Below are 26,762 nucleotides of genomic sequence, written 5' to 3' on the forward strand. Positions count from 1 at the left end.
CGCATTCCGCCCCGGGCGACACCCCGGCGCGCTACTCCTTGAAGATCGCCTCCAGCACCTGTTTGGCCCAGGCCAGGATTTCGGCATCCACCAGATCCCTGCCGCCAATGCGGGCAGTCTTTGGCTTGGGCACAAGGACGGCGTTGAGTGCCGGCTTTACCTGGGCGCCGGGATACATCCGCTGCAGGCGCATGGTCCGGGATTCAGGCAGTTCCGCCGGCGCAAACTTAATGAAGTTGCCCTGGAGGGCGACGTCGGTGAGGCCGGCCGCCCGGGCATCCACCCGGAAGCGGGCCACATCGATCAGGTTCTTCACTTCCTGCGGCGGCTCACCATAGCGGTCCACCAGTTCGGCCAGGACCTCATCGATGGCTTCATTGGTGATGGCCGAGGCGAGTTTCCGGTAGGCCTCCAGCCGCAGCCGCTCCCCCGGTACGTACTCGTGCGGCAGATGGGCGTTGACGGGCAGCTCGATCTTCATTTCTGCGGCCTTTTCCTCGGCTTCGCCGCGGTAGTCTGCCACCGCCTCGCCCACCAGACGGATGTACAGGTCAAAGCCCACACCGGCAATGTGGCCTGACTGCTCTCCGCCCAGCAGGTTGCCCGCGCCGCGGATTTCCAGGTCCTTCATGGCCAGCTGCATGCCGGCGCCGAGCTCATTGTGGGTCGCCACCGCTTTCAGCCGTTCCAGCGCCACCTCGCCCAGCGGCTTTTCCGAGGGGTAGAGGAAATAAGCGTAGGCCCGTTCCCGGCCACGCCCCACACGTCCGCGCAGCTGGTGCAGCTGGGAGAGGCCGAAGTGGTCCGCCCGGTCCACAATCAGGGTGTTGGCGTTGGAGATGTCCAGGCCGGTCTCAATGATGGTGGTGCACACCAATACGTCGAAGCGCTTCTCCCAGAAATCGACAATGATCTGTTCGAGCTTGGACTCACTCATCTGTCCGTGGGCGACGGCGATCCTCGCCTCGGGGACCAGTTCCTGCAGATGCGCGGCGGTCCGGTCAATCGACGAGACCCGATTGTGCACAAAGAACACCTGGCCCTCGCGCATCAGCTCCCGGCGGATGGCCGCAGAGGCCTGCTTGTCCGTGTACGGGCCCACGTAGGTCAGCACCGGGTGGCGTTCCTCCGGCGGCGTGGCCAGCGTGGAAGTCTCCCGGATCCCGGTCAGGGACATTTCCAGGGTACGCGGAATCGGGGTGGCACTCATGGCCAGGACATCGACGTTGGTGCGCATTTTCTTCAGCGCTTCCTTGTGTTCCACGCCGAAACGCTGTTCCTCGTCCACAATGACCAGGCCAAGGTCCTTGAACTGGACTTCGTTGGAGAGCAGCCGGTGGGTACCGATCACCACGTCCACCGAACCGTTCTTCACCCCTTCGATGGTGGCTTTGGCCTGCTTCGATGTCTGGAACCGGGAGAGCGAATCCACCCGCACCGGAAACCCGGAGAACCGTTCAGAGAAGGTCTCCATGTGCTGCTGCGCCAGCAGGGTGGTGGGCACCAGCACGGCCACCTGCTTACCGTCCTGCACGGCCTTGAAGGCGGCCCGGACGGCGATCTCGGTTTTGCCGTAGCCGACGTCGCCGGAGACCAGGCGGTCCATGGGCACTTCACGCTCCATGTCCGCCTTCACCTCATTAATGGTGGTGAGCTGGTCGGGGGTCTCCACATAGGGGAAGGCTTCCTCCAGTTCCCGCTGCCACGGGGTGTCCGTGGCGAAGGCATGGCCCTTGGACGCCATCCGCGCCGAGTACAGCCGGATCAGCTCCCCGGCAATCTCCTTGACCGCCTTGCGGGCCCGGCTCTTGGTCTTGGCCCAGTCGGAGCCGCCCATCTTGGACAAGACCGGGGTCTCCCCGCCCACATACCGGGTGATCTGGTCCAGCTGGTCGGTGGGAACAAACAGCCGGTCGCCGGGGGCGCCGCGTTTGGACGGTGCATATTCGAGCACAAGATACTCGCGCACCGTCTTGTTGGCGCCCGCACCGGTGGAGCGCTGGATCAGTTCAATGAACTTGCCGACGCCGTGCTGCTCATGCACCACGAAGTCGCCTTCCTGCAGCTGCAGGGGATCCACCGCGTTGCGCCGTTTGGAGGGCATCCTGCGCATGTCCTTGGTGGAGTACGCGCTGGCACGGCCCAGCAGGTCCGCCTCCGTGAGCAGGCCGGTCTTCAGCGTGTCGAAGACGTAGCCGCGGCCTGCGCTGGCCGTCGTGACGGCAATGACCCCCGGTTGCGGTTCACTGTCCACGGAGTCCACCAGCGCAGCCGGTATGTCATTTTCGCGGAACAGCTCCGCCAGCCGGGACGCGGGTCCCGGGCCTTCGGTCACGACGACGACGCGCCACATGTCGCGGACCCGCCCGCCGATGAATTCCATCATCTCGGCCACGTCGCCGCGGTACCCGCGCGGCTCACGGGCGTTGATGGTCAAGGTGTCGATGTCCAGCACTGTCTCGTCGTCGGGGTTGAACGAGGTGATGGACCACCAGGCAACCTTGTTGGCGTGCGCGGCAGTGCGGGTCTCGGCAAGCGACCGGAAGCTCGCAGCATCAAGGTCCGCGGTGAGCCCGGCGGAGAGATCCAGCGGCGCCGAACCGCCGTCGGACGCCGTGGCCCACGCAGCGGCCAGGAATTCCTCGTTCGTGGCCGCCAGATCGTGGGCGCGCGCCCGGACCTTTTCCGGCTCGACCACCACGGCAATGGATCCTGCGGGCAGCTCCCCCATCAGCGGAACCATGGAATCCACGAGCACCGGTGCCAGGGATTCCATGCCCTCGACAGCTATCCCGCCGGCGATCTTCTCCAGCATGTCCGCCGCAGCCGGCATCTGGTCCCTGAGCTTGGCGGCGCGACTCATCACGGAAGGGGTGATCAGGATTTCCCGGCAGGGCGGGGCATACAGCTCGGTGGGGTGCTCCACATGCTCCCCGGTGAGGGTCCGCTGGTCCGCCACGGCAAACCAGCGCATGGAGTCCACCTCGTCCCCGAAGAAATCGATGCGGATGGGGTGGTCATCGGTGGGCGGGAATACGTCGAGGATGCCGCCGCGGACGGCGAATTCGCCGCGGTGGGAGACCATGTCCACGCGTGCGTAAGCAGCTTCGGCCAGGGCGGACACCACAGCGTCAAAGGGTTGCTCCTGTCCCACTTTCAGGGACACCGGCTTCAGCTCGCCGAGCCCGGCCACCAGCGGCTGGACGACGGCGCGCACCGGGGCCACCACGATCTGCACCGGGGATGTCTCCGGGTGCGCCAGCCGGCGCAGCACGGAGAGGCGGCGGCCCACCGTGTCCGAGCGCGGGGAAAGCCGCTCGTGCGGCAGCGTTTCCCAGCTGGGGAACTCTTCGATGCCGGCCAGCGGCAGGTAGCTGCGCAACGCAGCGGCCAGGTCCTCCGCCTCCCGTCCGGTGGCGGTCACGGCCAAAACCACCGGTGGAACTCCGTCGCCGGTTCCGGCTCCCGCCAGCCCGTCCACCATTTCGGCCAGAAGTGCCGCCCGCATGCCCTGCGGGGCTCCGATCTGCAGGTCCTCGCTACGCCTCTCCGGGGCGCGGGAGGAAAGGGTTTTCACCCTGGCATAGGACGGATCCTCGGCGAGCGCGGCACGCAGTCCGTTCAGGCTCATGGGGCTGTTTTCTCCTTCACGACGCAACGCAAATACCCGAAGTTCACAAACGGAACCCCGGGGTTTTCTTCCACCCTACCCGTTGCCGGCAGCCGGGAAGACCGCTCCCGCTCAGAGCGGAAAACGCACGACGGCGGGAGGCCGCAGGCGCAGCCCCCCGCCGTGTGTCCGCCGCTCCCGGCAGGATCCGGTGGCGTTATTTGAGCAGTTGGTGTCCGCGGTATTGACCCTGTTCCGGGATGGCCTGCTGCCGCGCCTGGGCACCACCGGAGCGCAGGTCCGCGTCCGTCTGTGCAAAGGTCAGCACCGAATGGGCCACGGCATCGGACATCTGGTCCAGGACAGTACGGTCCACATTGGTGATGTCGTCACATTCGGCGTGGTAGCAGGCGTCATACGGAGCTCCGGCAGTACCGCCGAAGAGCGCCGCCTCTTCGGCGGTCTTCAGGCCCTCGGCCCCGGTGAACAGACCGCCGGCAGGAATGTGGTTGGCAATAAATGCCGCGTAGTCGGAGCGTCCGCTGAACTCAGTGGGCGCGGTAGTGAGGTTCTGCGAGGCAAAGTAGTCCTCGAACACTTCCTCGATGACGGCGGACCCGGTGGGGCCGCTCAGATCGAACGCGTCGCCGTCGCCGTCGTAAATGAACCGGCCGAAGTTCGGTGAACCCACCATGTCGAAGTTCAGGTTCAGCAGCGTTCCGGCAAGTCCCGCTTCGTCCAGCTGCGAGACGTAATGGTCTGAGCCCACAAGACCGTCCTCCTCTCCGCCCCAGAAGGCGAACCGGACCCGGTTTTCCACCCGGCTCTTGCTCTTTGCCAGCTGGATGGCGGTTTCCAGGGTGGCCGCGGAGCCGCTGCCGTTGTCATTGATGCCGGGGCCTTCCGCCACTGAATCCAGATGCGCGCCCACCACCACGGTCCGGTTCGGGTCCCCGCCGCGCGTATCCGCCAGGATATTGAAGGACTCGATGACCCGCACGTCCGAGTCGACCATCAGGTGCAGCGTGGCCCCCGGCGTGCCTGCCAGTTCTTCGCCCAGGGCAAAGGTGGCACTGACGGCGGGGATCGCCGAAAGCTGCGCACCCACCGTCCCGTTGATTAGCCCGAGGCGGTCATCACCGGGCACGTCGTCCCCTTGGTTGAAGACCACTGCCGCCGCGGCACCGGCCGCTGCCGCGTTCTGTACCTTGATTTCGAAGCTGCAGACGCCGCGCTGCAGCAGGGCGATGTTGCCGGGGGTGAAACCGGCGAAGTCCTCCGGCTCGCAGCCGCTGGTCGCGGCGCGGTTTCCGGTCAGATTGATATCAACGGGGGTGACCGCCGCGGTGACATCGCCGGGTCCGGAATAGCTCATGGTGCTGTAATCGGTGCCGGCCGTGTAGGTCCGGGCATTCGGGCTCACCTGCTCCAGGCTTTCCCCGGAAAGCTCGAACTGCTCGTAGGAGAATGGCTGGCGCACAGGCTGATATCCGGCTCTGCGCAGCTGCCGCTCAATGTACTGTCCGGAGGCTTCGTAACCCGGCGAGCCGGCAGCACGGTTTCCGCCGTTCGCGTCCGCCGCTTCCTGCAGCGCTTCCAAATGCCGAAGGACGTTCTTGACCGTGACCTTCTTGCGCAACTGTTCGCTGGCGTCGGGTTTCCCATGGCCTTTGCCCGGGTGTCCCTTCCCTGGGTGGCCCTTCCCCGGGTTGCCCTTCCCCGGGTGGCCCTTGCCGGGATGCCCCTTGGCAGCAGCCGTATCGCTTGCTTTCTGCGTGCTGTCCATCCCGCCCCTGGTGTTGTCCGCCGCCATGGCCGGGGCTGCACCCGCTGTCGCCAGCAGGACAGCTGCTGCGAACGCCGTCGTCCGCAGTGTCTTTCTCGTGTTCATGTCTCCCCTAAAGAGTGAAGGTTCGCGTAGTGATCCGGTGCCGCGTCCGGCGGCGCCGTGAGCCGAAGCTACGTCACACCCGGCGGCGCCGGAACGCAGTGCAGGCGCCCTCCGCCAAAGTCGGCGGCAATTGCCCGCCCGCGCGGCAGTTCCGCTGTTCTTTGGGCCGGCCACACCCTACTGTGGGTCGGTTCCGCTGCAGGTCGGTTCCGCGGCACCGGATCCGTGCCGGTGAGTTCGGCGGGCCCGCCCCTGACACCCGGCAGCCCGTCTGGTTTTTCACCGGTACGCCTGCCACGCTGGAAGTTCCCTCGCGACGGTCCTGCTTTCGGTTTCACGGCAACGGAGGAACAGCCCATGGCACGCAGAGCATCTTTTCCCGCCCTCCTGGCCTCCGGTGTTGCGCTATCTGCCCTGCTGCTCAGCGGATGTGCCGGCGGAGATGACGGAGGCACGGAATCCGGGTCGGCAACCCCCTCGGAGTCCGGCACGGCGGGCCTCCCGGTGGAAACCGTGACCCCGGACAGGTGCGGCGGTGATGCCACCCCCGGCCCCGACGGCCTGATCGAGGGCACCTTCGGCTCCTACTGCGACGGCGCCGTCGCCAGCACCTACAACACCGCACTGATCCCCGATGATGCCGAGGCCATCCTCACGGTGTCCGAAACCGCGGCGGATACCACCGTGAAACTGCAGGCGCAGGGGTTCACTCCGAATGCCACGTACACCGGCCGGCTGCATCAGAAGGCCTGCGGGGCCAGCCCGTCCGCTGCCGGGGACGAGGAACTCGATCCGCAGGATCCCGCCAACGGCGGTCTCGCACTGGACTTCACCACGGATACCTCGGGTAACGCCACGGTGAGCAGCACGGCGCCCTGGACCGTGCCCGACGACGGCGACGGCGAGTCCATCCTCCTCTACGAGGTCACGGGCACCGGCGAGCGGGGCAACGCCGCGGGATGCATAAACCTGGGCCGCTAGCCGCGCCGTTTCGGGGCCGCCGTGTGCTCGGTTTAGGATGAGGGTTGGCCGGTAGGCGGGCTGTCTGCCCGCAGTATTCATCCGGCGTCACGCCCACATCTGGAGGACCCATGGCCCTGAACGCATCAACCATCCTGCCCTACGACGTCGTCACCGTGACGGATACGTTTGCTGACGAGGGGTTCCTGCGCAGCATCAGCGAGCATGTGGGCGGCTCCCTGGTCTCGGCCACGGTGGAAGGAAACACCGCAGGCGCATTTGTACTCACCGCCGTGCGCACCATGCCCACCGACCGGCTGCCGGACATAGCCAAGAAGTTTGTCGGTGCAACCCTCACGGTGACCCAGAAGGAAGAATGGGCAGCGCCGGCTGCCGACGGGTCCCGCGAGGCAAACGTTGAGCTTTCCGTCGGCGGCGTGCCCCTGAAGGTCAACGCCGTCCAGCGTCTGGTCACCGTCGCCGAAGGTACCCGCGTGGATGTGGACGGCAAAGTCGGTTCCTCCATCCCGTTCCTCGGGGACAAGATTGCCAAGGCTGCAGAACCGATGATCGGCAAGGCGCTGACCATCCAGGCCGGCCAGGCCGGCAAGTGGATCGAAAGCCGGCAGGGCTAAGCACTGCTATGAGCCTTCCCGCACCTCTTGCCATCATCCTGATTATTGCCGGCCTCTGGTCTCTGCTGGTCTGGCCGTCCTTCCTCAAGGACGTGCTCAAGTCCCCCAAAGCCCGCGATGAAAACGGTGCCGCCACCCGGTACATGACAACGAACCTGATGAAAATCAGCACCGCAATGGTCTTTGGCCTCGCGACCATCGTGATCGGCGTACGCGCCCTGATTGGCTAATCAGCCCGCTTCACAACGCCCCGTCGGGATTTCCTGCCGGGGCGTTCTGCTGCCCGGCCCCGGTCGCGTCCAGCCGTCGGGCTCCGTTCACATGTTCCCTATGAGAGCGGGTAGAGTGGTCTGCGGTGCGCCGGGAAGTCTGGTCGGCAATTGTTTGCCGTACCCGAATCCGTAAGGAACCTGATTCATGGCCTCTGATTCCCAGAACCTGCCCTCCAAGCCGCCGAGCCCGCGAACCGTCCTCGGCCGGTCCAGTTACGGTGAGACCCTGCGCATCGGCGAGATCCTCCGCAAGGAGACCGTCGGCGGCGTGCTCCTTCTCCTGGCCACCGTTGCCGCCCTGATCTGGGCCAACTCCCCCGCCTCGGACACCTATTTTGCGGTCCGTGACTATGAATTCGGCTACGAGCCGTGGCATCTGGAACTGAGTATCGGCACCTGGGCGGCCGACGGCCTGCTGGCCATCTTTTTCTTCCTGGTCGGTCTGGAGCTGAAGAAGGAATTCGTCGCCGGCGACCTCAGGGACATGCGCCGGGCCATCGTGCCGATTGCCGCCGCGTTCGGCGGCGTCGTTGTTCCGGCCCTTATTTATGTGGCGGTCAACCTGATTGCCGGTTCCGACGGCCTGCGCGGCTGGGCCATTCCCACTGCTACGGATATTGCCTTTGCCCTGGCTGTACTGGCAGTCATCAGTTCCCACCTGCCCAGCGCCCTGCGGATCTTCCTGCTGACCCTGGCCGTGGTGGATGACCTGATCGCAATCACCATCATTGCCCTGTTCTACTCCGACAACGTCCAACCCCTGTACCTGCTGTGGATGCTGGTGCCGCTGGCTGTCTTTACGGTTCTGGTCCAGCGCGCACCCCGATTCTTCGGTACCCGCCGCTGGCCGGCCTGGGTCATCCTGCTGCCGCTGGCCCTGGCCACGTGGGCGCTGATGCATGCCTCCGGCGTGCACGCCACCGTTGCCGGCGTGCTTCTGGGCTTTGCCGTCCCCGTGCTGCGCCGCGGTCCGGACCGGAAAAAGCTCCCCGCCAGCCCGGAGGCACCCGGGCTCTCGGAGATCTTCGAGCACCGGTTCCGTCCCATCTCCACCGGCATCGCGGTGCCGATTTTCGCGTTCTTTTCCGCCGGCGTCGCCATTGGCGGCTGGGACGGGCTCAGCCGTGTGCTGGCCGATCCGGTTGCCATCGGCATCATTATTGCCCTTGTGCTGGGCAAGCCGATCGGCATCCTGCTCACCACCTGGGGCATCACCGCCGGCACCAAAGCCAGGCTGGATCCGGACCTGCGCTGGGTCGACCTGCTGGGCATCGGCATCCTGGCCGGTATTGGCTTCACCGTCTCCCTGCTGGTCAATGACCTCAGCTTCGCTGTCGGGTCAGCGCACAACGACGACGCCAAGGTGGGCATCCTCGCTGCCTCGGTGCTGGCGGCGCTCATCGCGTCGGTGCTGCTGACGGTTCGCAACCGCCGCTACCGGGCCATCGAGGCCGAGGAGCGCCGCGATGATGACCGGGACGGCATTCCGGATGTGTATCAGGAGGGCGAAGCCGGCTAGCGGCAGGGGCTGCTAAATGCTAAGAACAGGGATAATTTCCCCATACGCCTGCGGAGTAGTAGCCCATTCGTGGTGATCCACTCGGGGCAGATGCCCGATAGATATCCGACTCCTTTATCAGGACCGGATTCTTGCCGACGGGCACAGACACGATACCGGAACGTAGGGTCACCGTGAGCTCCACAGGTTTGATAATCGACCCCGAATCCCCGAATGTCCTAAACAGATCCGCAAGGTTGGTCGGCTCGACACTGTGGCGGTTGTTGTTGTTGACCGGGGCGCCCGTGCTTACGGCGTAGGAAACCGGCGTGCCCTTCATGCTCGCCAACTCAAAGGTCAGGATGTACACAGCTTCGGGATCCGCACCCGTCATCTTTGCCCATTCGACGCGGTTAGGTGTGCCGGCTCTGCAGGCCGGACTGCTTGGCGTCGGCAAGACGGGGGCCGCAGTCGTACCGGTGATCAACCCCGAGGTGGAGGCACTCCACCAGGCGTAAGCGGCCGGTCCACCCGCACCCAGCGCCACGGTCAGGAAAAACGCAACGGCAGCGGTGCGGAATCCCGGCTGTGCGCGCAGCCGGGTAAACCAACCGGATTGTTTGGGTGAGACCGGTTCGTGCTCCGGCGCAGCCCCCAACTGCTTCTTATCCATGCCGCCGACCTTCCCTCAGCCGAAGTACCACTGCAGCGGCCAAAGCGACCGACATTGCTATCAGGAGAGTACCGGACAGGGAGCGGATGACTGGTTCCACCGTACTCTGGAAGCCTGCTGCTTCCACGTCCGGCCGGGGCACCTTTGCCTCCGGGGCAGTACCCTTTGGCGTGGCTTGGTCCGCGCCGGCCCTCTCGGGCGCAGCGGCCTGGGCAACGAAACCGGAGGAAGTGGCCGCCGCACCCTGCGTTCCTGGCACAGTCACCAGATCGATGACTCGCCGGTCGCTATCGTTCTGCCGCACTGCGGTATCGGCAACATCGGCACCGTCCCCGGTACCCCCGGTCAGCGGATTGCCTGTCCCACCGGGTTCACCGGGAGTGCTGCCAAGTGCCGCGCACACGGACCGGGGACCGGTTCCCGCGGCACCGGACTCGAGTACAAAGACGATATCGAATTCTGCCGAGCGGTTGCGGGTCTCATTCGGTGCTTCCAGAGCGAGATCCGCTATGAAATCCAGCTTCACGTTTCCGCCGGCCTCTATGTTCCAAGACCGGCCGACGTCGGTGCAGCTCCCTTGCCCGCCGAGGACGGCACGGGATGCAGGATCCGGCTGCAGCCCCGTTTGGAGGCCAAGATAACCCGCGAGTTCCGGATCGGACCGGACCATCACCGCAGCGGAGGATAACGCGGCCGGTTCCGGACTGTTGTTGCGTACCCACAGTGCAGCCGAAGATGTGGAGCCGGGCACGTAAACGAAGGATTCGGCAAAAACGGGGCTCGCGAGTGTTGTTTCGAACTGCTGACCGTCCAGGCTGAACTGGAGGTTGTCGCCTGCCGCGGACGCGGCCGGGGCACCGGCAAGGGACAGCGCAGCGAGCACGGATCCGGCAGCAGTTACACCCAACCACCGCCCCCATTGTGCCCTGCGTGGTGCTGGAGAGTTCATTAGACGGTCGCGTGCTTTCGGGTCTCGATCAGGTGACGGTGCCGCCGGGGGTGCTCACAGGTTTCGCAGTCATCAAGGCGGGGATCATCGTGCTCCAACGGGTCCATCGGATCTTCGCTGCCGTAGCCGGGGAAATCGGGGTCGGAATTGTCGCCGGATTCCTGGCCCGAGTTGTCTTCGGAGTCCTTGCCGCGCTTCTTGGCCAGGATGCCGCTGACAAGGCTCACGACGCCGTAGCCCATGAGCGCCACGGCGCCCCACTGTGCGGCCGTGCCGCGGTCAGAGTTGCCCAGGGTGTTAGCTACGAAACCGACGTACGGCACGGCGTAGAACAGTTTGCCGCGTACCTGCAGTTCGGTCACGGGCCGTTCGTCTTCAATATCGTTATTGTCGCCTTTGGTGATGAACTGACGTTCACCGGTCTGGGTGGCGCTAATGGAGCTGATTCGGTGGGTGATGACGGCTGGTTTGCCCGATTCAATCTGGTACGTAATGACGTCGCCGACGCGCAGCTCTTCAAAGGGCACGGGCTTCACCACCAGGAAAGTGCCCGGAGCGTACTTGGGGGCCATCGAGCTGGTGAGGACACTGTAGGTCTGCGAACCGGTCACCATGGGAACAATCACCAAGGCGAGTGCGGCAAGTACCGTGAGGCAGAGGGCAATGTAGCTCACGCCGGCGCCGATAAGCCCCAGCACACTGGAAGGCTTCTCTGCTTTGCGGTTCGTGGATGACATTGCGGTTTCCTATCCTCGGTCTACTTCTGGGCTACCGGCGTCTGGGCGACGGTCACGGTTACTGGGATGGTGATGGGCTTCCCCATGTGAGCTGCAGCAGTATCCGCAGCCAGTTCAACCTTGAAACAAAGAGTCTGCGGAGCATCTTTCGTAACGACCATGGGCCCGGACGGAGCTGCTACGGGGTAGGCAACTGTCTTGCAGTCCGCTGTCGCTGCTACCCGTGCTGTCTTGACGGTCAGTTTCCCGCCAAAGTTGTCCACGGGTGTAAGCCCAGCTACGGACGCCTGGAGAACCAGAGGTGAATCGGGTGTCACGTTCACCTTGTTGGCGATCTCAATTTTCGTATACTTCGCGTTCGCCGGTCCCCGGCCCAACTGACCAATCTCGAGCTGGTTGATCTGCGCTGCCGGCATCGGCGATCCGTTGACCAGGACGTTGAAATCTGCTGCCTGCAATGTGCCGGCATTGGATGGAACTACTTTGTTCCAGAGCGCATAGGTTCCCTGGACCGTCATCAACCCAAGTACCACTGCAGTGAGGATCAGTCCCGCCGCTTTCAGTACTCGAAGGCTCTTCATTAGCTGTGTCTCCAGGGAACAGGTTGTGCGCGGAGCCGGCGCGCCGCACACAACCGGGGGTTAGAACAAGATTGCCGGAGCAGGTGCTACTTGCTAACGGGCATCTGGTCCAGCTTGTAGAAGACGCTCGAAAGATCTGCCGTGGCTCCAACGCTGCTGAGTGCATCAGCATCGAACTTGAAGGAGACGGATGCGGTGACGGTCTGCGGAGCTCCGGTCTTGGTGGGGGTAAGTACGGTATTGGGGAGGACCTTATTGGAGGCTGCGTCCTTAAGGGTGGGTGCCTGGACCAACTCGAGGTCCCCTGACTTGAAGTTGCCCGTAAGGACTTTCGACGTGTCCACCGTGAGGTTGGCCCGCATCTTGTCACCCTTCAGATCCACAGTGAGGTCCTGGCGGTAGGAGAGAGTCTCACCCGGGACGATCTTGTAGGCGTTGATGTCGGCGATATCAACACCGTTGGAGGACCAGATTCCATCTCCGGGGGTCAGATCCAAGGTACCGGCTGCGATCGTGCCGGCATTGGCCTTCTCGGTCTCGTTCCAGACTGCCAGGGTGCCGCCACCGCCAAGGAGAAGAGCTACGCCTACGCCGGTTGCCAGTGCGCCTTTTGCCATCTTGTTCATTGTGTTCCCCTTGTTCGAAAGTCTTTGGCAGTGGAAGGTTTTCCCCGCCGTTGGGTATTACTTTGCTGCCCTCCCCTCAAGAAACAACGCCGCCCAAACACAGTGTTCGTGAAACATTCCGGCAAAGCTCAAGCGCCACACAAGGTAACCTCAACACCAGCTAAACCGGCCGCTTCCGGGCCGGAAACCGGCCCCGACCGAAGCCTGGTGACATGAGAACAAGCACCGAACCGTTCCGCATCCTGACCGTCTGCACCGGCAACATCTGCCGTTCCCCCCTGGCTGAACGCCTGCTCCAAGCCGGACTGGACCAGATGGCCCCGGGTGAGTTTGAGGTCAGCAGTGCAGGAACGGGCGCACTTGTTGGCGCCGGAATCGAACCGCATGTGGCCGGTTTCGTGAATATCTTCGGCGGCGATGCCGCCGGTTTCGCCGCCCGGCAACTCACCGCGGAGATGCTTCCGGAACAGGACCTCGTTCTGGCTTTGACCCGGGGGCACCGGAGCAATGTTGTGGAACTGTCGCCCGGGCTGCTGCGCCGCACCTTCACCCTGCGCGAATTGGCCCGCCTGCTGCCGCTTGTCGATGCCGATCCCGGCACCCCCGCTCGGGAGCGCTGGCAGGATGCGCTGACCCGGGCGCTGAGGCTGCGCGGCGTGCACCCTTCGGGACCCGAGGAAGATGATGTGGTTGACCCCTATCGCCGCAGCGACGCTGTCTACCAGCAAATGCTCCGCCAGCTCACGCCCGCAGTGAATGAGCTCCTCGCCTGGGAGCGCCGTCACCGGTGACCATGTTCATCTCCAATACGGGACGCCGCCGGCGCCTCACCCTCTGTGCCCTGTTCTATGCAGGCGCCCTCACCCTTATCGCCTTCTGGCCCTCCCCCGTGGACGCCGGATCTGCGGGCATGATCCGTCAGACCCTGAGTGCCCTGCATTCCCTGGGCATCCCGGAGTGGTTCGACTACGCCCTGGTGGAATGGACGGCGAATGTTGGGTTGTTTGTTCCCTTTGGTCTGTTCTGCGCCGCATGCATCACCCGGCGTTTCGCCTGGCTCGCCGCCGTCGCCGGCCTGGTTGCATCCTGTTCCATCGAAACCGTGCAGTTTCTCCTCCTGCCCGGTCGGTATGCCACCGTCCAAGACGTGCTTGCCAATTCGCTGGGCGCCGCCCTGGGTGCCCTGACCGTATATGGGGTGCGGCGACGGCGACACGGCGGCAAGCGGCGGGCTGCAATATTGCCTCGATCTTGAGCGTTGCAGACAAGTTTTCCTGAGGTTGGGGTGAGACCGTGTGGGTATCGGCCGGAACCACTCGGCCGGTTTTGACCAGGATCCGGACGCCCCGCGGCGGCCCCACCCTCCAAAGGATATTTTGTTTGTCTCCCCCTCCCCCGCAGTCTCCACCGGACGGGTATCCGCACCTGCCCGCCGCTGCACCGGCAACGCTGCAGAAGCCGGTCGCTGCCGTCCGCCATCCCCGGACCGCCAGCTAATGGCACCCCTGGACCACCTCGAGGCCCAGCTGATTTCCCTGGACAAGATCCGCGGGCTAAGCGATCAGGTCGGCGCCGAGTCATGCCACCGGTTTGTCTCCAACTTCGTGGCCATGTGGGACAGCCGGCTTGCCCGCCTGCAGCAGGCCGTCCAGCGCCCGGACTTCGACGCCGCCATGGATGTGGTCCTCAGCATCAAGATTTCCAGTCATATGGCCGGGGCCGTCCGGCTCTCCGCACTCGCAGCCGCGGCGCAGGAGCTCGTCGTCCGCCGCGACGTCGCCGCTTTGGCGGAAATGGTAGCCGCAGTTGATGCCTGCGGTGTTGAAACCATGGCCTGCCTGAGTGAGCCCGGGCTGTTTTCCCCCGCCTGACCGTTGCCGGCACTGCACGGTCCGCTGAAAGCCATGTCATCCCGGGTGTCTTCGTCCCGGTATCGTTAGACCCTGTTGTGCTTACAGGGGGTTACGCATGTCGAAGTTGTCGCAGTCGACGCTAAAGTTTTTCGGCATCAGCTCCCAGTTCCATGAATTGCCGTTGCGCTACCGCACGGCAGTCAGCCAGGCACCCCTGGTCATTGTTGTGGGACTGATCTGCGCCCTTGCCGCCTGGCAGTTACCGGAGGTCTTCCAGAGCACGGAGTTTGTTTCCGGACTGGTCACCCTGGCCGTAGCGACGCTCGCCTGCATCGCCATCCCGTGGAACCGGATCTGGTATCCGTCCTACTGGCTCATTCCCCTGCTCGACTTCGTTGCCATCGCGCAGCTTCATCACGGCAGCGCCGGGATCCTGACCGGGCTAAGCCTCCTGCACGTCTTCCCTGTATTTTGGATGTCCTGGTCCAGGGTCTCTCCCGTGACTGCCCGCTACCTGAGCTTCATCTGCCCCCTGCTCTCGGTGTGGCACCCGTTTCTTCTGGGCGGAGTCGGCGAGGTCGACGGCGGCAGCCTGACCGCTCCGCTTCTGGTTCCCCTGGTCAGCCTTGGCGTCGCGGTGACCGTGTCCGTGCTGCGTGAGGACATCCGCTCCCAGCGTGAGACCTTGGAGAATAAGGACCGGCTGCTCGAAGAGGCACTCGCCGAAAGCAAACGAAAGTCGCAGCAGCTGGATGACGTTATGAACGCCATCGACGTCGGCATCCTCCTCGTCGATGAAGACGGCATACCCCGGCATATGAACCGCCGCCAGCAGCTGCTGCAACAGCAGGCTCTGCCGGCAGGGATCGCCGAGCCGCACGAACGCGATCTGTTCCTCTATACCCTCGACGGCGCCCCGCTGCCCCCGGACCAGCGCCCGGTTGCCCGTTCCCTGCTCGGCTCCGATTTCCGCGATGCCCAGTTGTGGCTGGGGCCTCCCGGCAGCCAGATCGCCATGAATACCTCAGCTCAGGTGATGCGGGACGGCGACGGCGGGTTCAACGGTGCGGTGATCGTCTTCTCCGACGTCACGGCCCTGGCCGATGCCCTGGCTGCGAAGGACAATTTCGTGGCCAGCGTCTCGCACGAGCTGCGTACTCCGCTCACGTCCATCATGGGCTACCTCGAACTTGCGCTTGACGAAGCCGAGGACACCTGCTTGCAAGGCAGCATCCCGGTATCCCTGCGGGTGGCGCTGCGTAACAGTGAGCGCCTTCTCCGGCTCGTCTCCGATCTTCTGACCGTGGCATCCGGGAAGGTATCCTTGGAACTCGAGCCCATGTGTCTGGCGGACCTTATCCGCAACGGCATCAGCACCGTTCAAACCGGGGCGCGCGAGGCCGGCGTAGACCTGGTCAACGCTGCTCCCGAGACGCTGCCGATCATCGGAGATCCGCAGCGCATTGCACAGGTCCTGGATAATCTGCTGTCCAATGCCATCAAGTACTCTCCCGACGGCGGGATTATCACGGTGACAGCCTGGCAGGACGTCCGCCGGGTGTGCTTCCGGGTAGCGGACACCGGCATGGGCATGGCCGCCGAAGACGTAGGCGGGGTCTTTGAAAAATTCTTCCGCACCGGTGCGGTCCGGCGGGCCGGTATCCCTGGCGTGGGACTCGGCATGGCAATCAGTAGGGATATCGTCGAAGCGCATGGCGGCAGCATCCGAGTGGAAAGTATCTTGGGGAAAGGTACTCAGTTCACGGTGGAGCTTCCTGCCGCCTGACCCGGAACCCTCCGGGCCATGTGGCTAATCTGCCGCGGCCAGGGCTGCGGCAGGGTCAGGACCCGTTCCGGCCGCACCGCAAGGAACTCTTCCGCGGCAGCTCAGCCCTGGGGTGCCAGCCGGTAGCCAACACCGCGGACGGTTTCAAGCCAGCGGGGCGCCTTTGAGTCATCCCCCAGCTTTCGCCGGAGGTTACCTACATGCACCTCCACGGTCCGCTCATCCGCATCGCTGATGAAGGTGCCGGTGTCGTATTCCTCTCCCCGCAGCCGGCGGACCAGGTCCGTCTTCGTGCGCACCAGCCGGCCGCCTTCAAGGAGGGCGTGAAGAAGGTCAAATTCGGTGCGGGTCAGCTCCACATTCAGGCCGTCGATCTCCGTGGTGCGTGTGCCGGGGTTCAAGGTCAGGCCGTTATGGGCCAGCGTGCCCGGGGCGGGTGCCGAGGCTGAAACCGGCGCGGAGGCGAAGGGGGCCGCCGAGACAGGAGCCGCCGGGGCGGCAGGAGCGCCGGAAGTACTGGGGGAAGAGGTGCCGGAGTCCGCAGGTTCGGCAGCGGACGCTTCGCCACGGGGCCGGCGGAGCATGGCGGAGATGCGGGCACGCAGCTCCCGCGGGCGGAAGGGCTTGGTGATGTAGTCGTCTGCGCCGGCTTCAAGACCCATGAGGGTGTCGAGCTCCTCCGCACGGGCTGTGAGCATCACGATGTACGCATCGCTGAACTGCCGCAACTGCCGGATGACTTCAAAACCGTCAATATCCGGCAGGCCCAGGTCCAAGGTGACCACGCTGGGATTGTGCAGCCTGACGGCTTCAACGCCCGCGGAGCCGTTGGGGGCGGTAAAGACTTTGAATCCTGACTGCTGGAGCACCGCATTAAGCAGGTCGCGGATATCCGCATCGTCCTCGATGATGACGGCTACGCGTTGAATTTCCATGTTGTATTTTTTCCTGTCCTGCGAGACCTTCTGATTCCCCGCTCCCCTAGCTCGGTATTCTACAGGAGCACCCCTATAATCTGAGCTATCTCTATAGGAATCCGGGGGTTTCCTTTTTCATGTCCAGTCTCAAAGACCAAGTGGCAACCCTGACGGGCATGACCTCGCAGTTTAACCAGCTCAGCCTGCGGTACCGGTTGTTGGTGAGCCAGCTGCCGCTTGTGATCGCAGTTGCCGTGGCGCTCCTCATTACGGCAGTGGTTGACCCCTCCCTGTTTGGGAATACCGGCTTCCATTTCGCCGTGGCACTTCTCGCCGTTCTGACGGTGGCGTGTGTTGCCGTTCCCTGGGAAAAATACCCGCCGCTGGCCTATTGGTGTATTCCTGTGCTGGATTTCGCGGTGGTCGGAGGGTTGTACTACGAGGGCAGAAACTCTGTGATCGGTTTGAGTTTCCTCGCCGTTTTTCCCGTTTTTTGGATGGCCTGGTCCGGGGCAGCGCCGCTTTTGGCATGGGTACTCAGTTATATGTGCACCACGCTGGTGTTGTGGGCCCCGCTGTTTTTCCAGGCCGGAGGATTCCCGGGAGCGGATACTCTGGCCGCGCCGCTGCTGATTCCCTTCGTGATGCTGGGCATCTGTGTGGTGGCCTCGTCCATGGAGACCGACACCACCTCCCAGCAGAAACGCCTGATTGCCATCGAATCCGAGCTCCAGGCCAGCCTGCAGGAAACCCGGCGGCGGTCCCAGCTGCTGGACGCGGTGCTCGAGACGGTGGACGTGGGCGTTATGGCCGTGGACGCCGCCGGCCGGACCATTCTCATGAACAGCAGGCAGCGCACAAACCACGCCCTGGCCGGACTCTTACACGCCGGAGACACGGACAGCGATGCCAGGATTTTCGGGTTGGACCAGATCACACCCTTATCCCTGGACCTGCGCCCCTCCCAGCGGGCAATGCGCGAGGAAGCCTTTTCCGACGTCGTGATCTGGGTGGGAACAGGCGACCGCCAGCGCGCCCTGGCTGTCTGTGCCCGACCCATGCGGGAAGGCGGCAGGTTCACCGGCTCTGTCCTGGCCTACAGCGACGTTACCGAGATGGTCAACGCATTGAATGCCCGGGAGGACTTTGTCTCCAGCGTCTCCCATGAACTGCGGACCCCTCTGACCTCGATCATCGGCTATCTGGACCTGGTGCTTGACGACGAGGCGCTCCCCGGCATCCCGCCCCGTCTGCAAAGTGCGCTGCAGGTGGCCCAACGCAACGCGGAGCGCCTGCTGCTGCTGGTCGCGGACCTGCTGACCACGGCCTCCGGAACACTGCACCTGCACCCCGCCATGACGGACGTTGCCGAGCTGGTACGTGTAGCCCTGGATTCCGCGGGGCCCCGGGCCGCTGCCGTCGGCGTGGACCTCGACTGTGACTGCGCCGAGGACCTGGTGGCCACGGTGGATCCGGCCCGGATCTCCCAGGTGCTGGACAACCTGCTCTCCAACGCCATCAAGTACTCCCCCGACGGCGGCACGGTCACCGTGCGTTCCCGTTCGGAAGGAGGGAACCTGGTGCTGGAGGTCGAGGACACCGGCATAGGCATGAGCGAGGCTGATCAGCGGGAGGTCTTCACTAAGTTCTTCCGAACCGGTCAGGTCAAGAAAGCCGCAATTCCCGGCGTGGGCCTGGGTCTCGTGATCACCAAATCGATTGTGGAAGCTCATGGCGGACGCATCTCCTTTAGCTCAAAAATCGGCGTTGGCACCACCTTCCGGGTGGAGCTGCCTCCCCACCTGCCCTGACCATCCGGCGCAGCACGCAGGATATGGTTGACGAGGCCTGCATAAGCGCGATGAACATAGGGGAACAGTGCATATTTCCGTTATTGGGTGCGGTTATCTGGGTGCCGTCCACGCAGTCTCCATGGCCCGGCTGGGCCATGACGTGGTGGGGATCGACGTCGACGCCACCAGGATCGCGGACCTCGCGGCCGGACGGGCACCCTTTTTCGAACCCAGGCTGCCCGAACTGCTTGCCGAAGCCCTCGAGAGCGGACGCCTGCGCTTCAGCACCGACACGGCCGCCGCCGCCGGTGCCGACGTCCATTTTGTGTGTGTCGGCACGCCCCAGCGTAAGGGCGAGTACGCGGCAGACCTGCGGTATGTCGATGCCGCCGTCGACGGCCTGGTGCCCCATTTGAAGCCGGGCAGCGTGGTGGTAGGTAAATCCACGGTTCCGGTAGGTACCGCTGCACGCCTGGCAGATCAGCTTTCCGAAGAGGCCCCGGGCGCCGTCCTCATCTGGAATCCCGAGTTCCTGCGCGAGGGCCATGCTGTCCAGGACACCCTCGATCCGGACCGCTTCGTCTACGGAGTTCCCGGCACCGGTGCGGACGCCGCCGTCGCCGCCCTGGACCGGGTCTATTCCATTCCACTGTCCACAGGCACCCCGCGGATGGTGGTGGACTATGCCACCGCGGAACTCGTCAAAACCGCGGCGAACTCGTTTCTCGCCACCAAGATCAGCTTTATCAATGCCATGGCGGAGGTCTGCGAGGCATCAGGGGCGGACGTCACGGCCCTGGCCGACGCCATCGGCATGGACGAACGGATCGGGCGGAGCTTCCTTAACGCAGGCGTGGGCTTCGGGGGCGGCTGCCTGCCAAAGGACATTCGTGCCTTCATGGCCCGGGCCGGGGAATTGGGTGCGGACCAGGCGCTGACCTTCCTTCGGGAGGTCGACGCCATCAACATGCGCCGCCGCTCCAAGGTGGTGGAGATGACCCGCGAGATCTGCGGCGGATCCCTGTTGGGCAAGCGGATCACCATTCTGGGTGCTGCTTTCAAACCCGAAAGCGACGATGTGCGGGACTCCCCCGCGCTCAGCGCAGCGGCCCAAATGCAGCTCCAGGGTGCCACCGTCACGGTGACTGACCCCGAAGCGCTGCAGAACGCCAAGGGCCGTTTCCCCGAGCTGAACTACGAACCGGATACGGACAACGCCCTCCGCAATGCCCACGCGGTGGTGCTGCTGACGGAGTGGAAGGAGTACCGCAGCCTGGATCCCGGGTCCACGGCCGCCCTGGTGTCGGAGAAGAACATCATCGATGGACGGAACATTCTGGACCCGGCAGCGTGGCGGGCGGTCGGGTGGACCTACCGCAGCATGGGCCGCCCCTGAGCCGAGCGAGTTAGGCCGCAGCCACCGTCCTGTCCGTCCCCGGGGGGACACTAGCTTCGAACCGCCGCCAGATGGTTCCGGAACCAGGACACCGTGTCCCGGATGCCGTCCTGCAAGCTGATCTGCGCCGTCCACCCGGCATCGGACAGCTTGGAGACGTCGAGGAGTTTCTGCGGCGTGCCGTCAGGTTTTGAGCTGTCCCACTCGATGTCCCCGGTATAGCCCACGGCTTCCGCCACCAGGTCGGCGAGCTCCCTGATGGTGATGTCGGTCCCCGTTCCCACATTGACCTGCCGGGGTCCGTCATAGTGCTCAAGCAGATGCAGGCAGGCAGCGGCCATGTCGTCCACATGCAGGAATTCACGCCGGGGTGTACCCGTTCCCCAGTTGGTCACGCTACCCAGTCCCTGGCGTGCGGCCTCGTCATAGCGGCGGATGAGTGCCGGCAGAACGTGGGATCCTTCGGGTGAGAAGTTGTCACCGGGTCCGTAAAGGTTGGTGGGCATGGCCGAGATCCAGGGCAGTCCGTACTGGCGCCGAACGGCCTGGACCTGCATGATGCCGGCAATCTTTGCTACCGCGTACGCGTCGTTGGTTTCCTCCAGGTGCCCGGTAAGCAGCGACTCCTCGCGAATGGGCTGCTCAGCAAACTTCGGGTAGATGCAGGATGAACCCAGGAAAAGAAGGCGTTCCACACCGTGTTCCCGGGCGGCATCCATGACATTGAGCTGAATCTGCAGGTTCTCGGTTAGAAAGTCCACCGGATACGTTGCGTTGGCCAGAATGCCGCCGACCTTTGCCGCGGCCAGGACCACGTAGCGGGGCCGGGCGTTGGCAAAGTATTCGAAGACGGCGGCCCGGTCCCGCAGGTCAAGTTCGGCAGAAGTCCTGCCGGTCAGACGGGAGAAACCCTCGGATTCGAGCTTGCGCCAAATAGCCGAGCCGACGAGTCCGCGGTGGCCCGCGACATAGAAGGGCGCATCGCGATCGAGGACGGCCGGCTGAAAGACCGTATCGTCCATGGCCCGAACCGGCGCTCTGTCAGCCATTCCAGGCGTCCAGGTTCACGGTATCGATCCAGTTGCGGCCGGAATTCCTGAGCATCTCGATATCCGCGTCCACCATTATGCGGGCCAGATCGGGAGTATGCACCGTGGCTTTCCACCCGAGCTGTTCCTGCGCCTTGGAGGCATCTCCGACAAGTGCGTCGACCTCCGTTGGACGAAGGTACCGCTCGTCGAACTTCACGTGTTCCTCCCAGTCGAGACCGGCATGTTCAAAGGCGATGGTGAGGAAATCACGCACGGTGTACCTGCCGCCCGTGGCCAGCACATAGTCATCGGGCTCATCGGCCTGCAGCATGCGCCACATCCCCTCCACATACTCAGCCGCGTAACCCCAGTCGCGGACGGCATCCAGATTGCCCATGTAGAGGTACTGCTGCTGCCCTGCCTTGATCGCAGCTACCGCCCGCGTTATTTTCCGGGTCACGAAGGTTTCCCCGCGCCGAGGGGATTCATGGTTGAAAAGGATCCCGTTCACGGCGAATATGCCGTACGCCTCGCGATAATTCCTGGTAATCCAGTAGCTGTATACCTTCGCGGCACCGTAGGGCGATCTGGGGTAGAAAGGCGTCGACTCGTTCTGCGGCGGCGGCGTAGCACCGAACATTTCAGACGATGAGGCCTGATAGAACCTGGTGTCGATGCCCGCCAGCCGGACGGCTTCCAGCAGCCGCACCGTGCCCATGCCCGTGGTATCCGTTGTGTGTTCGGGCTCGTCGAAGGAGACACGCACGTGGGACTGGGCGGCGAGGTTGTAGACCTCGTCCGGCTGCAGGCCCGCAAGCATCGTCACCAGGCGCGAACCGTCGCTGAGATCCCCGTAGTGCAGGAACAGCTTTGCATTGGGGTCATGCGGGTCCACGTAGAGGTGCTCCACCCGCGATGTGTTGAACGTGGAGGCACGCCGGATTAGACCGTGGACTTCATAACCCTTCCTCAGCAGGAGTTCGGCAAGGTAGGAGCCGTCCTGGCCCGTGATACCCGTAATCACTGCACGCTTAGGCAAATTGTCCCCCCGAGAGAATGAGGCCGGCCCTTCTGGGAACGGGCGGCGAGATACCTGAAGCCAATCCCAGGTCCGGCCTTCTCGGAAGAGTGTTAGGTACCTGCCTCGCCGGTCCCAATACCTACAGGGGCAGGCCGCACGCTAGGCTGCCGGGACAGCCTTGTCCAGCGCATCCTCCAGCGCCACCCAGGCGAGCATGGCGCACTTGACCCGCGCCGGGTAGCGGGCCACACCGGCAAAAGCGGCAGCGTCACCCAGCACTTCCTCGTCCGGTTCAACACTGCCGCGCGAACGCATCAGCGTCCTGAACTCCTCGACCAGTTCCGCTGCCTGTCCGCGGTCCAAGCCGGTCATCATCCCGGTCAGCACGGAGGCCGAGGCCATCGAGATCGAGCAGCCCTGCCCTTCCCAGCTGATCCCGTCCACTGTGGATCCGTCCACCGTGGCGCGCAGGGTGATCTCGTCGCCGCAGGTGGGGTTGAGCTGGTGGGATTCCCCGACCGCGGTTCCGTCCGGAGCCTCGACCAGACCGTCGCCACGGCGCTGCTTGGCATGTTCCAGGATGATCTGCTGGTAAAGCTGCTGCAGGTCCGAACTCATTTACTTCACTCCAAAGAAGGGACGGACGCCGGCAACCGCGGCCAGGAATGCATCGACGTCGTCGGTGGTGTTGTAGAGGTAGGTACTGGCACGCGTTGTGGAGACCAGTCCAAGCCGGCGGTGCAGCGGCTGGGCGCAGTGGTGGCCCACACGGACGGCGATGCCCTGGTCGTCCAGGAACTGTCCGACGTCGTGGGAGTGGACCCCGTCGACGTCGAACGCCGCCAACCCGATCCGCTCCTGCCCTGCCTTGGGTCCCAGGACCCGGATGCCGTCGATCTGTTCCAGGCCGGAGACAAGACGCTGGCCCAGCGCCGACTCCCAGGCATGGATACGGTCCATGCCTGTCTCGGTGAGGTAGTTGGCCGCCGCCCCCAGGGCCATGGCCTGGGAGATGCGCTGCGTGCCTGCCTCAAACCGCTGCGGAGCCGGCAGGTATTCGGCCCGTTCCATCGTCACGGTGGTGATCATGGAACCGCCGGTCAGGAAGGGAGGCATGGCGTTCAGCAGCTCGGCCTTTCCGTACAGCGCACCGATGCCGGTGGGGCCGAGCATCTTGTGTCCGGAAAAGGCCATGAAGTCCACGTCGAGGGCCTTTACATCCACCGGCAGGTGCGGCACGGACTGACAGGCATCCAGCACCACCAAGGCTCCGTTCCGCCGGGCCATGGCAACCAGCACCTCCACCGGGTTGATGGTGCCCAGCACGTTCGAGGCATGCGAGAAGGCCAGGATGCGGGTGCGCGGACCGATGACGGCCTCGGCTTCTTCGAGCCGCAGGGCACCGTCGTCGTCCACCGGGATGTAGCGCAGCACAGCGCCGGTGCGGGCCGCGAGTTCCTGCCACGGAATGAGGTTTGCGTGGTGCTCCATCTCCGTCACCACGATTTCGTCTCCGGCGCCCAGCGCGAAGCGGCGGGCAGCGTCCCCGCCGCGGCCGAGCGTTGCGTTGGAGAAGGAATACGCGAGCAGGTTCAGCGCCTCGGTGGCGTTGGACGTCCACACCAGTTCCTCCGGGCGGGCGTTGACGAAGCCCGCCACGGTTTCGCGTGCCGCCTCGTAGACATCGGTGGCGGCGACCGCAAGGCTGTGGGCACCGCGGTGGACGGCGGAATTCCGCTGTTCATAGAACTCCTGTTCCGCCTCGATCACGCTGAGCGGATTCTGCGAGGTGGCACCCGAATCCAGGTACACCAGCCGGTGGCCGTTGACCTCCTGGTCCAGGATCGGAAAATCGTTGCGGATCCGCTGCGCTTCGGCGTTATCGATGGGGCCGGTGGCCGGCTTGAGGGTGTCGGGGGTGGAAATCACAGGCACGGAAGAATCTCCTTGGCTGGCCGTTGGATCGCGCGTCCAGGTGATGTGCACCATTACGCAACGTAAGTCTGCGCTAATCATCCCACTGCAGGCCACGGAGCGCATCTGAGCCGGGCCTTAGTTTACGGACGACGGCGGCCGCGGTGCGGGCACGGAACGACGACGGCGTCTGAACGCGCCACCGGGTAGGTTCCGTATGAAAACGGGTAGTCCGCACCCGTTACGCGCTGAAGCAAAGGGGTCTAGCTTCCTTACCGGGCGCACCTTCCACGGCGCCGTTGGGACCAAAGACCGGGGTTTCGAAATGGTCAAGAGAATCGTTGCTGTCCTGGGAGCATTTGTGCTCGCCGTCACGTCACTGATCGGCGTGGCCGCACCGTCAGCCGCCCTGTCCCCTGGAGTGTCGTTTGCTGCCTCGAACCTGCCCACCTGGCAGACCAACGGCATTGTCTGGACACTGGCTGAGTCCAACGGGGTGATGTATGTCGGTGGCACGTTCACCGCCATCCGTCCGCCCGGCGTCGGCGCCGGCGGTGCAGGATCGAGGAGCGCCGTGAACTTTGCCGCCCTCGACGCGTACACCGGCAACCCCGTGCAGTGTTCCCTCTCCGTTACCGGCGGCAGCGCCACCGTCCGCGCCATGGACGTTTCCCCCGATGGACGAACCCTGTACATCGGCGGCAGCTTCGGCACGGTCAACGGTGTCAACACCACCCGCATCGCGGCCATCAACCTGCCCGGCTGCACCGTGAACACCAACTTCAGGCCTGCGGCCGTCTCCGCCACCGTGCGAGCCATCGAGGCAACAAGCTCAGGGGTGTACTTCGGCGGGGACTTCCGAACGGTCGGCAGTTCAGCGCGAAACCGCCTGGCCGCGGTCAGTTCCACCGGCACGCTGCTGCCCTGGGCACCGGCAGCCGACGAGCCGGTGCGGGCACTGCATGTTCCGGCCGGACGGAATATTGTGCTCGCCGGCGGTGATTTCCTGACCATGAACGGCGCGGATTCCAAGGCCCTGGCCGTCCTGAACAACACCACCGGCGCCAATATCCGCACCTATCCCAACTTCTTTATTCCAAAAACCTCCACGGTAAAGTCCATTGACTCCGACGCCACCAGCTTCTATATCGGCAACGAGGGCACCGGCGGCGGGGTCTTCGACGGCCGTGCCCGGCTGGACCTGAACACCTATAACCAGGTCTGGCGGGACACCTGTCTCGGTGCCACCCAGGCAGTTTCGGTGTATGCCTCAACTCTCTACGCAGCACACCACGCCCACGACTGCTCCAGCATGAACTCCTTTCCCGACGGACCGCGGGTACACCTCAGCGCGCAGAGCATCATCGGGCCCTCGCCCATGTACCAATGGAATCCCATCACCAATGACGGCCAGGGAGAGCAAATCGGCCCGCGTGCACTGGCGCACACCACCGCTGGCAGCGGCAGGGACGTCCTCTGGACCGGTGGCGAATTCACTACCGTGAACGGAGCCGCGCAACAGAGCCTGACGCGCTTCGGTCCCGGTCCAGGCACCGCGGGTCCCGGCGCCCCCCGGTTTGTCAGCGCTGAGTCGCGGGCGGGCGGCCAGAACACCATCCGGTGGCAGTCCACCTCCGACCCCGACGATTCCGAGCTCACCTACCGCGTCTACCGCAACGGTTCCGCCACGCCGCTGGCAACCGTCAATTCCTCGTCGCGCTGGTGGGACCTTCCGCAGGCGTCCTTCACCGATACCACTGCGGTGCCGGGCACTGCGTACACCTACCGGGTGCAGGCCACCGATCCGAGCGGGCGGTCCGGCGCTTTGTCCGCACAGGTGCAGATCACCACGGCAACCTCGGCGGCCCCGTACCCAGCCATGGTGCGGGACGACGGAGCCACCACCTACTGGCGGCTGGGAGATTCCCAGGCCGCGGCAGCCGATTCCTCCAACGGCAACAAGATGGGCCTGCCCAATCTGGGGGCAGCACTTTCCGGATCTGCCGGCGCCCTGCGCAGCGACGGCAACCGCGCGGCCAGCTTCGACGGCGTTGATGACATGATCTACGGTCAGCAGCGCGTCAACGCCCCGACAGTGTTCAGCGCGGAAGCCTGGTTCAAGACTGATACGACCACCGGCGGGAAGATCCTGGGCTTCGGCAACGCGCAGCCCCGCCGCAATGGAACCCTCCTCGGCTACAGCAACGTCTATGACCGTCACGTGTATATGAGCAACGCCGGGAACCTCGTGTTCGGCACCTGGTCCGGCACCCGGGTGGTTGTCACCTCCCCCGCCAGATACAACGACAACGCCTGGCACCACGTGGTGGCCACCCAGGGGCCCGCCGGCATGGTGCTCTATGTAGACGGAGCAGCGGTGGCCTCGAATACGGTTTCCGCGAACACCGTCAGCCTGGGGTCCTGGCGGATCGGTGGAGACTCGATCCCGTCCACCTGGCCCAATGCTCCCACCAGCCGGCACTTCAGGGGCGCCATTGACGAATTCGCCGTCTATCCCACCGCCCTGACGGCTGCGCAGGTTGCCGCGCACAACCAGCAGGGACGCAGGTAGTCCGTGCCGGCAGGACCACCAGGGTTACGGGAGGGTCAGCGTCGGGC

Annotated in this window: 23 protein-coding genes; 11 read left to right on the top strand and 12 right to left on the bottom strand. The window is 64.5% G+C overall.

Annotated elements, in window-relative coordinates; translation table 11 throughout:
• Window positions 1–31: 31 nt before the first annotated feature.
• Both mfd and AC5RTS_RS07835 read right to left on the bottom strand, forming a co-directional pair.
• A complete protein-coding gene (mfd, locus tag AC5RTS_RS07830; RefSeq protein ID WP_493991494.1) occupies window positions 32–3,631 on the bottom strand; it encodes a transcription-repair coupling factor in 3,600 nt (1,199 codons plus the stop codon).
• A gap of 196 nt (window positions 3,632–3,827) precedes the next feature.
• Window positions 3,828–5,501 carry a M28 family metallopeptidase gene (locus AC5RTS_RS07835; RefSeq protein WP_493991495.1) on the bottom strand — a complete coding sequence of 558 codons (1,674 nt, stop codon included), beginning with the start codon at window positions 5,499–5,501 and terminating at the stop codon, window positions 3,828–3,830.
• 357 nt (window positions 5,502–5,858) lie between these two features.
• On the opposite strand from AC5RTS_RS07835, the gene AC5RTS_RS07840 reads away from it, so the two are divergent.
• The 4 genes from AC5RTS_RS07840 (at window position 5,859) to nhaA (ending at window position 8,887) form a co-directional block, all read left to right on the top strand.
• Window positions 5,859–6,482 (top strand): hypothetical protein, encoded by a 624-nt coding sequence (locus AC5RTS_RS07840; RefSeq protein WP_493991496.1) that lies wholly within the window; start codon window positions 5,859–5,861, stop codon window positions 6,480–6,482.
• 110 nt (window positions 6,483–6,592) lie between these two features.
• A complete protein-coding gene (locus AC5RTS_RS07845) occupies window positions 6,593–7,096 on the top strand; it encodes a DUF2505 domain-containing protein (protein WP_493991497.1) in 504 nt (167 codons plus the stop codon).
• An 8-nt stretch (window positions 7,097–7,104) separates the two neighbouring features.
• Window positions 7,105–7,326: an SCO4848 family membrane protein gene (locus AC5RTS_RS07850; protein ID WP_493991498.1), complete on the top strand. Its 222-nt coding sequence runs from the start codon at window positions 7,105–7,107 to the stop codon at window positions 7,324–7,326.
• 187 nt (window positions 7,327–7,513) lie between these two features.
• Window positions 7,514–8,887, top strand: a complete 1,374-nt coding sequence (nhaA, locus tag AC5RTS_RS07855; protein ID WP_493991499.1) for a Na+/H+ antiporter NhaA — start codon at window positions 7,514–7,516, stop codon at window positions 8,885–8,887.
• A 19-nt stretch (window positions 8,888–8,906) separates the two neighbouring features.
• On the opposite strand, the gene AC5RTS_RS07860 is transcribed toward nhaA, so the two are convergent.
• From AC5RTS_RS07860 to AC5RTS_RS07880, 5 genes are all read right to left on the bottom strand, one after another.
• Window positions 8,907–9,539 (bottom strand): hypothetical protein, encoded by a 633-nt coding sequence (locus tag AC5RTS_RS07860; RefSeq protein WP_493991500.1) that lies wholly within the window; start codon window positions 9,537–9,539, stop codon window positions 8,907–8,909.
• A complete protein-coding gene (locus tag AC5RTS_RS07865; protein WP_493991501.1) occupies window positions 9,532–10,446 on the bottom strand; it encodes a hypothetical protein in 915 nt (304 codons plus the stop codon). Before AC5RTS_RS07865 ends, AC5RTS_RS07860 begins: the two co-directional genes overlap by 8 nt.
• Window positions 10,447–10,487: 41 nt before the next feature.
• Window positions 10,488–11,225 (bottom strand): signal peptidase I, encoded by a 738-nt coding sequence (locus tag AC5RTS_RS07870; protein ID WP_493991502.1) that lies wholly within the window; start codon window positions 11,223–11,225, stop codon window positions 10,488–10,490.
• Between the two features lie 20 nt (window positions 11,226–11,245).
• Window positions 11,246–11,806: a hypothetical protein gene (locus tag AC5RTS_RS07875; RefSeq protein ID WP_493991503.1), complete on the bottom strand. Its 561-nt coding sequence runs from the start codon at window positions 11,804–11,806 to the stop codon at window positions 11,246–11,248.
• An 86-nt stretch (window positions 11,807–11,892) separates the two neighbouring features.
• Entirely contained in the window at window positions 11,893–12,423 is a 531-nt protein-coding gene (locus tag AC5RTS_RS07880) for an alternate-type signal peptide domain-containing protein (protein WP_493991504.1), read from the bottom strand.
• Between the two features lie 221 nt (window positions 12,424–12,644).
• On the opposite strand from AC5RTS_RS07880, the gene AC5RTS_RS07885 reads away from it, so the two are divergent.
• From AC5RTS_RS07885 to AC5RTS_RS07900, 4 genes are all read left to right on the top strand, one after another.
• The gene (locus tag AC5RTS_RS07885) at window positions 12,645–13,223 is read left to right on the top strand and encodes an arsenate reductase/protein-tyrosine-phosphatase family protein (RefSeq protein WP_493991505.1); all 579 of its coding nucleotides are present in this window, start codon (window positions 12,645–12,647) and stop codon (window positions 13,221–13,223) included.
• A 2-nt stretch (window positions 13,224–13,225) separates the two neighbouring features.
• A complete protein-coding gene (locus tag AC5RTS_RS07890; protein ID WP_493991561.1) occupies window positions 13,226–13,687 on the top strand; it encodes a VanZ family protein in 462 nt (153 codons plus the stop codon).
• Between the two features lie 121 nt (window positions 13,688–13,808).
• Entirely contained in the window at window positions 13,809–14,303 is a 495-nt protein-coding gene (locus tag AC5RTS_RS07895) for an Hpt domain-containing protein (RefSeq protein ID WP_493991506.1), read from the top strand.
• 97 nt (window positions 14,304–14,400) lie between these two features.
• A complete protein-coding gene (locus AC5RTS_RS07900) occupies window positions 14,401–16,071 on the top strand; it encodes an ATP-binding protein (protein ID WP_493991507.1) in 1,671 nt (556 codons plus the stop codon).
• 101 nt (window positions 16,072–16,172) lie between these two features.
• Here the strand turns inward: AC5RTS_RS07900 and AC5RTS_RS07905 are convergent, their stop codons facing one another.
• The gene (locus tag AC5RTS_RS07905; protein WP_493991508.1) at window positions 16,173–17,006 is read right to left on the bottom strand and encodes a response regulator transcription factor; all 834 of its coding nucleotides are present in this window, start codon (window positions 17,004–17,006) and stop codon (window positions 16,173–16,175) included.
• A gap of 158 nt (window positions 17,007–17,164) precedes the next feature.
• On the opposite strand from AC5RTS_RS07905, the gene AC5RTS_RS07910 reads away from it, so the two are divergent.
• Both AC5RTS_RS07910 and AC5RTS_RS07915 read left to right on the top strand, forming a co-directional pair.
• A complete protein-coding gene (locus tag AC5RTS_RS07910; protein ID WP_493991509.1) occupies window positions 17,165–18,799 on the top strand; it encodes a sensor histidine kinase in 1,635 nt (544 codons plus the stop codon).
• Between the two features lie 67 nt (window positions 18,800–18,866).
• Entirely contained in the window at window positions 18,867–20,177 is a 1,311-nt protein-coding gene (locus tag AC5RTS_RS07915; protein ID WP_493991510.1) for a UDP-glucose dehydrogenase family protein, read from the top strand.
• 50 nt (window positions 20,178–20,227) lie between these two features.
• On the opposite strand, the gene AC5RTS_RS07920 is transcribed toward AC5RTS_RS07915, so the two are convergent.
• The 4 genes from AC5RTS_RS07920 to AC5RTS_RS07935 all read right to left on the bottom strand — a co-directional run bounded on the left by AC5RTS_RS07920 (window position 20,228) and on the right by AC5RTS_RS07935 (window position 24,164).
• Window positions 20,228–21,226 (bottom strand): GDP-L-fucose synthase family protein, encoded by a 999-nt coding sequence (locus AC5RTS_RS07920; protein WP_493991511.1) that lies wholly within the window; start codon window positions 21,224–21,226, stop codon window positions 20,228–20,230.
• Entirely contained in the window at window positions 21,219–22,247 is a 1,029-nt protein-coding gene (gene gmd, locus AC5RTS_RS07925; RefSeq protein ID WP_493991512.1) for a GDP-mannose 4,6-dehydratase, read from the bottom strand. Before gmd ends, AC5RTS_RS07920 begins: the two co-directional genes overlap by 8 nt.
• Before the next feature lie 141 nt (window positions 22,248–22,388).
• Window positions 22,389–22,847, bottom strand: coding sequence for a Fe-S cluster assembly sulfur transfer protein SufU (gene sufU / locus AC5RTS_RS07930; protein WP_493991513.1), 459 nt, complete (start codon window positions 22,845–22,847; stop codon window positions 22,389–22,391).
• Window positions 22,848–24,164 carry a cysteine desulfurase gene (locus AC5RTS_RS07935; protein WP_493991514.1) on the bottom strand — a complete coding sequence of 439 codons (1,317 nt, stop codon included), beginning with the start codon at window positions 24,162–24,164 and terminating at the stop codon, window positions 22,848–22,850. It abuts the gene before it with no gap.
• A gap of 304 nt (window positions 24,165–24,468) precedes the next feature.
• Here AC5RTS_RS07935 and AC5RTS_RS07940 point away from each other — a divergent pair, with 304 nt between their 5' ends.
• Window positions 24,469–26,715 carry a LamG-like jellyroll fold domain-containing protein gene (locus AC5RTS_RS07940; RefSeq protein ID WP_493991515.1) on the top strand — a complete coding sequence of 749 codons (2,247 nt, stop codon included), beginning with the start codon at window positions 24,469–24,471 and terminating at the stop codon, window positions 26,713–26,715.
• Window positions 26,716–26,762: the final 47 nt, after the last annotated feature.

The sequence above is a fragment of the Arthrobacter sp. MDT1-49-2 genome (assembly GCF_059090185.1).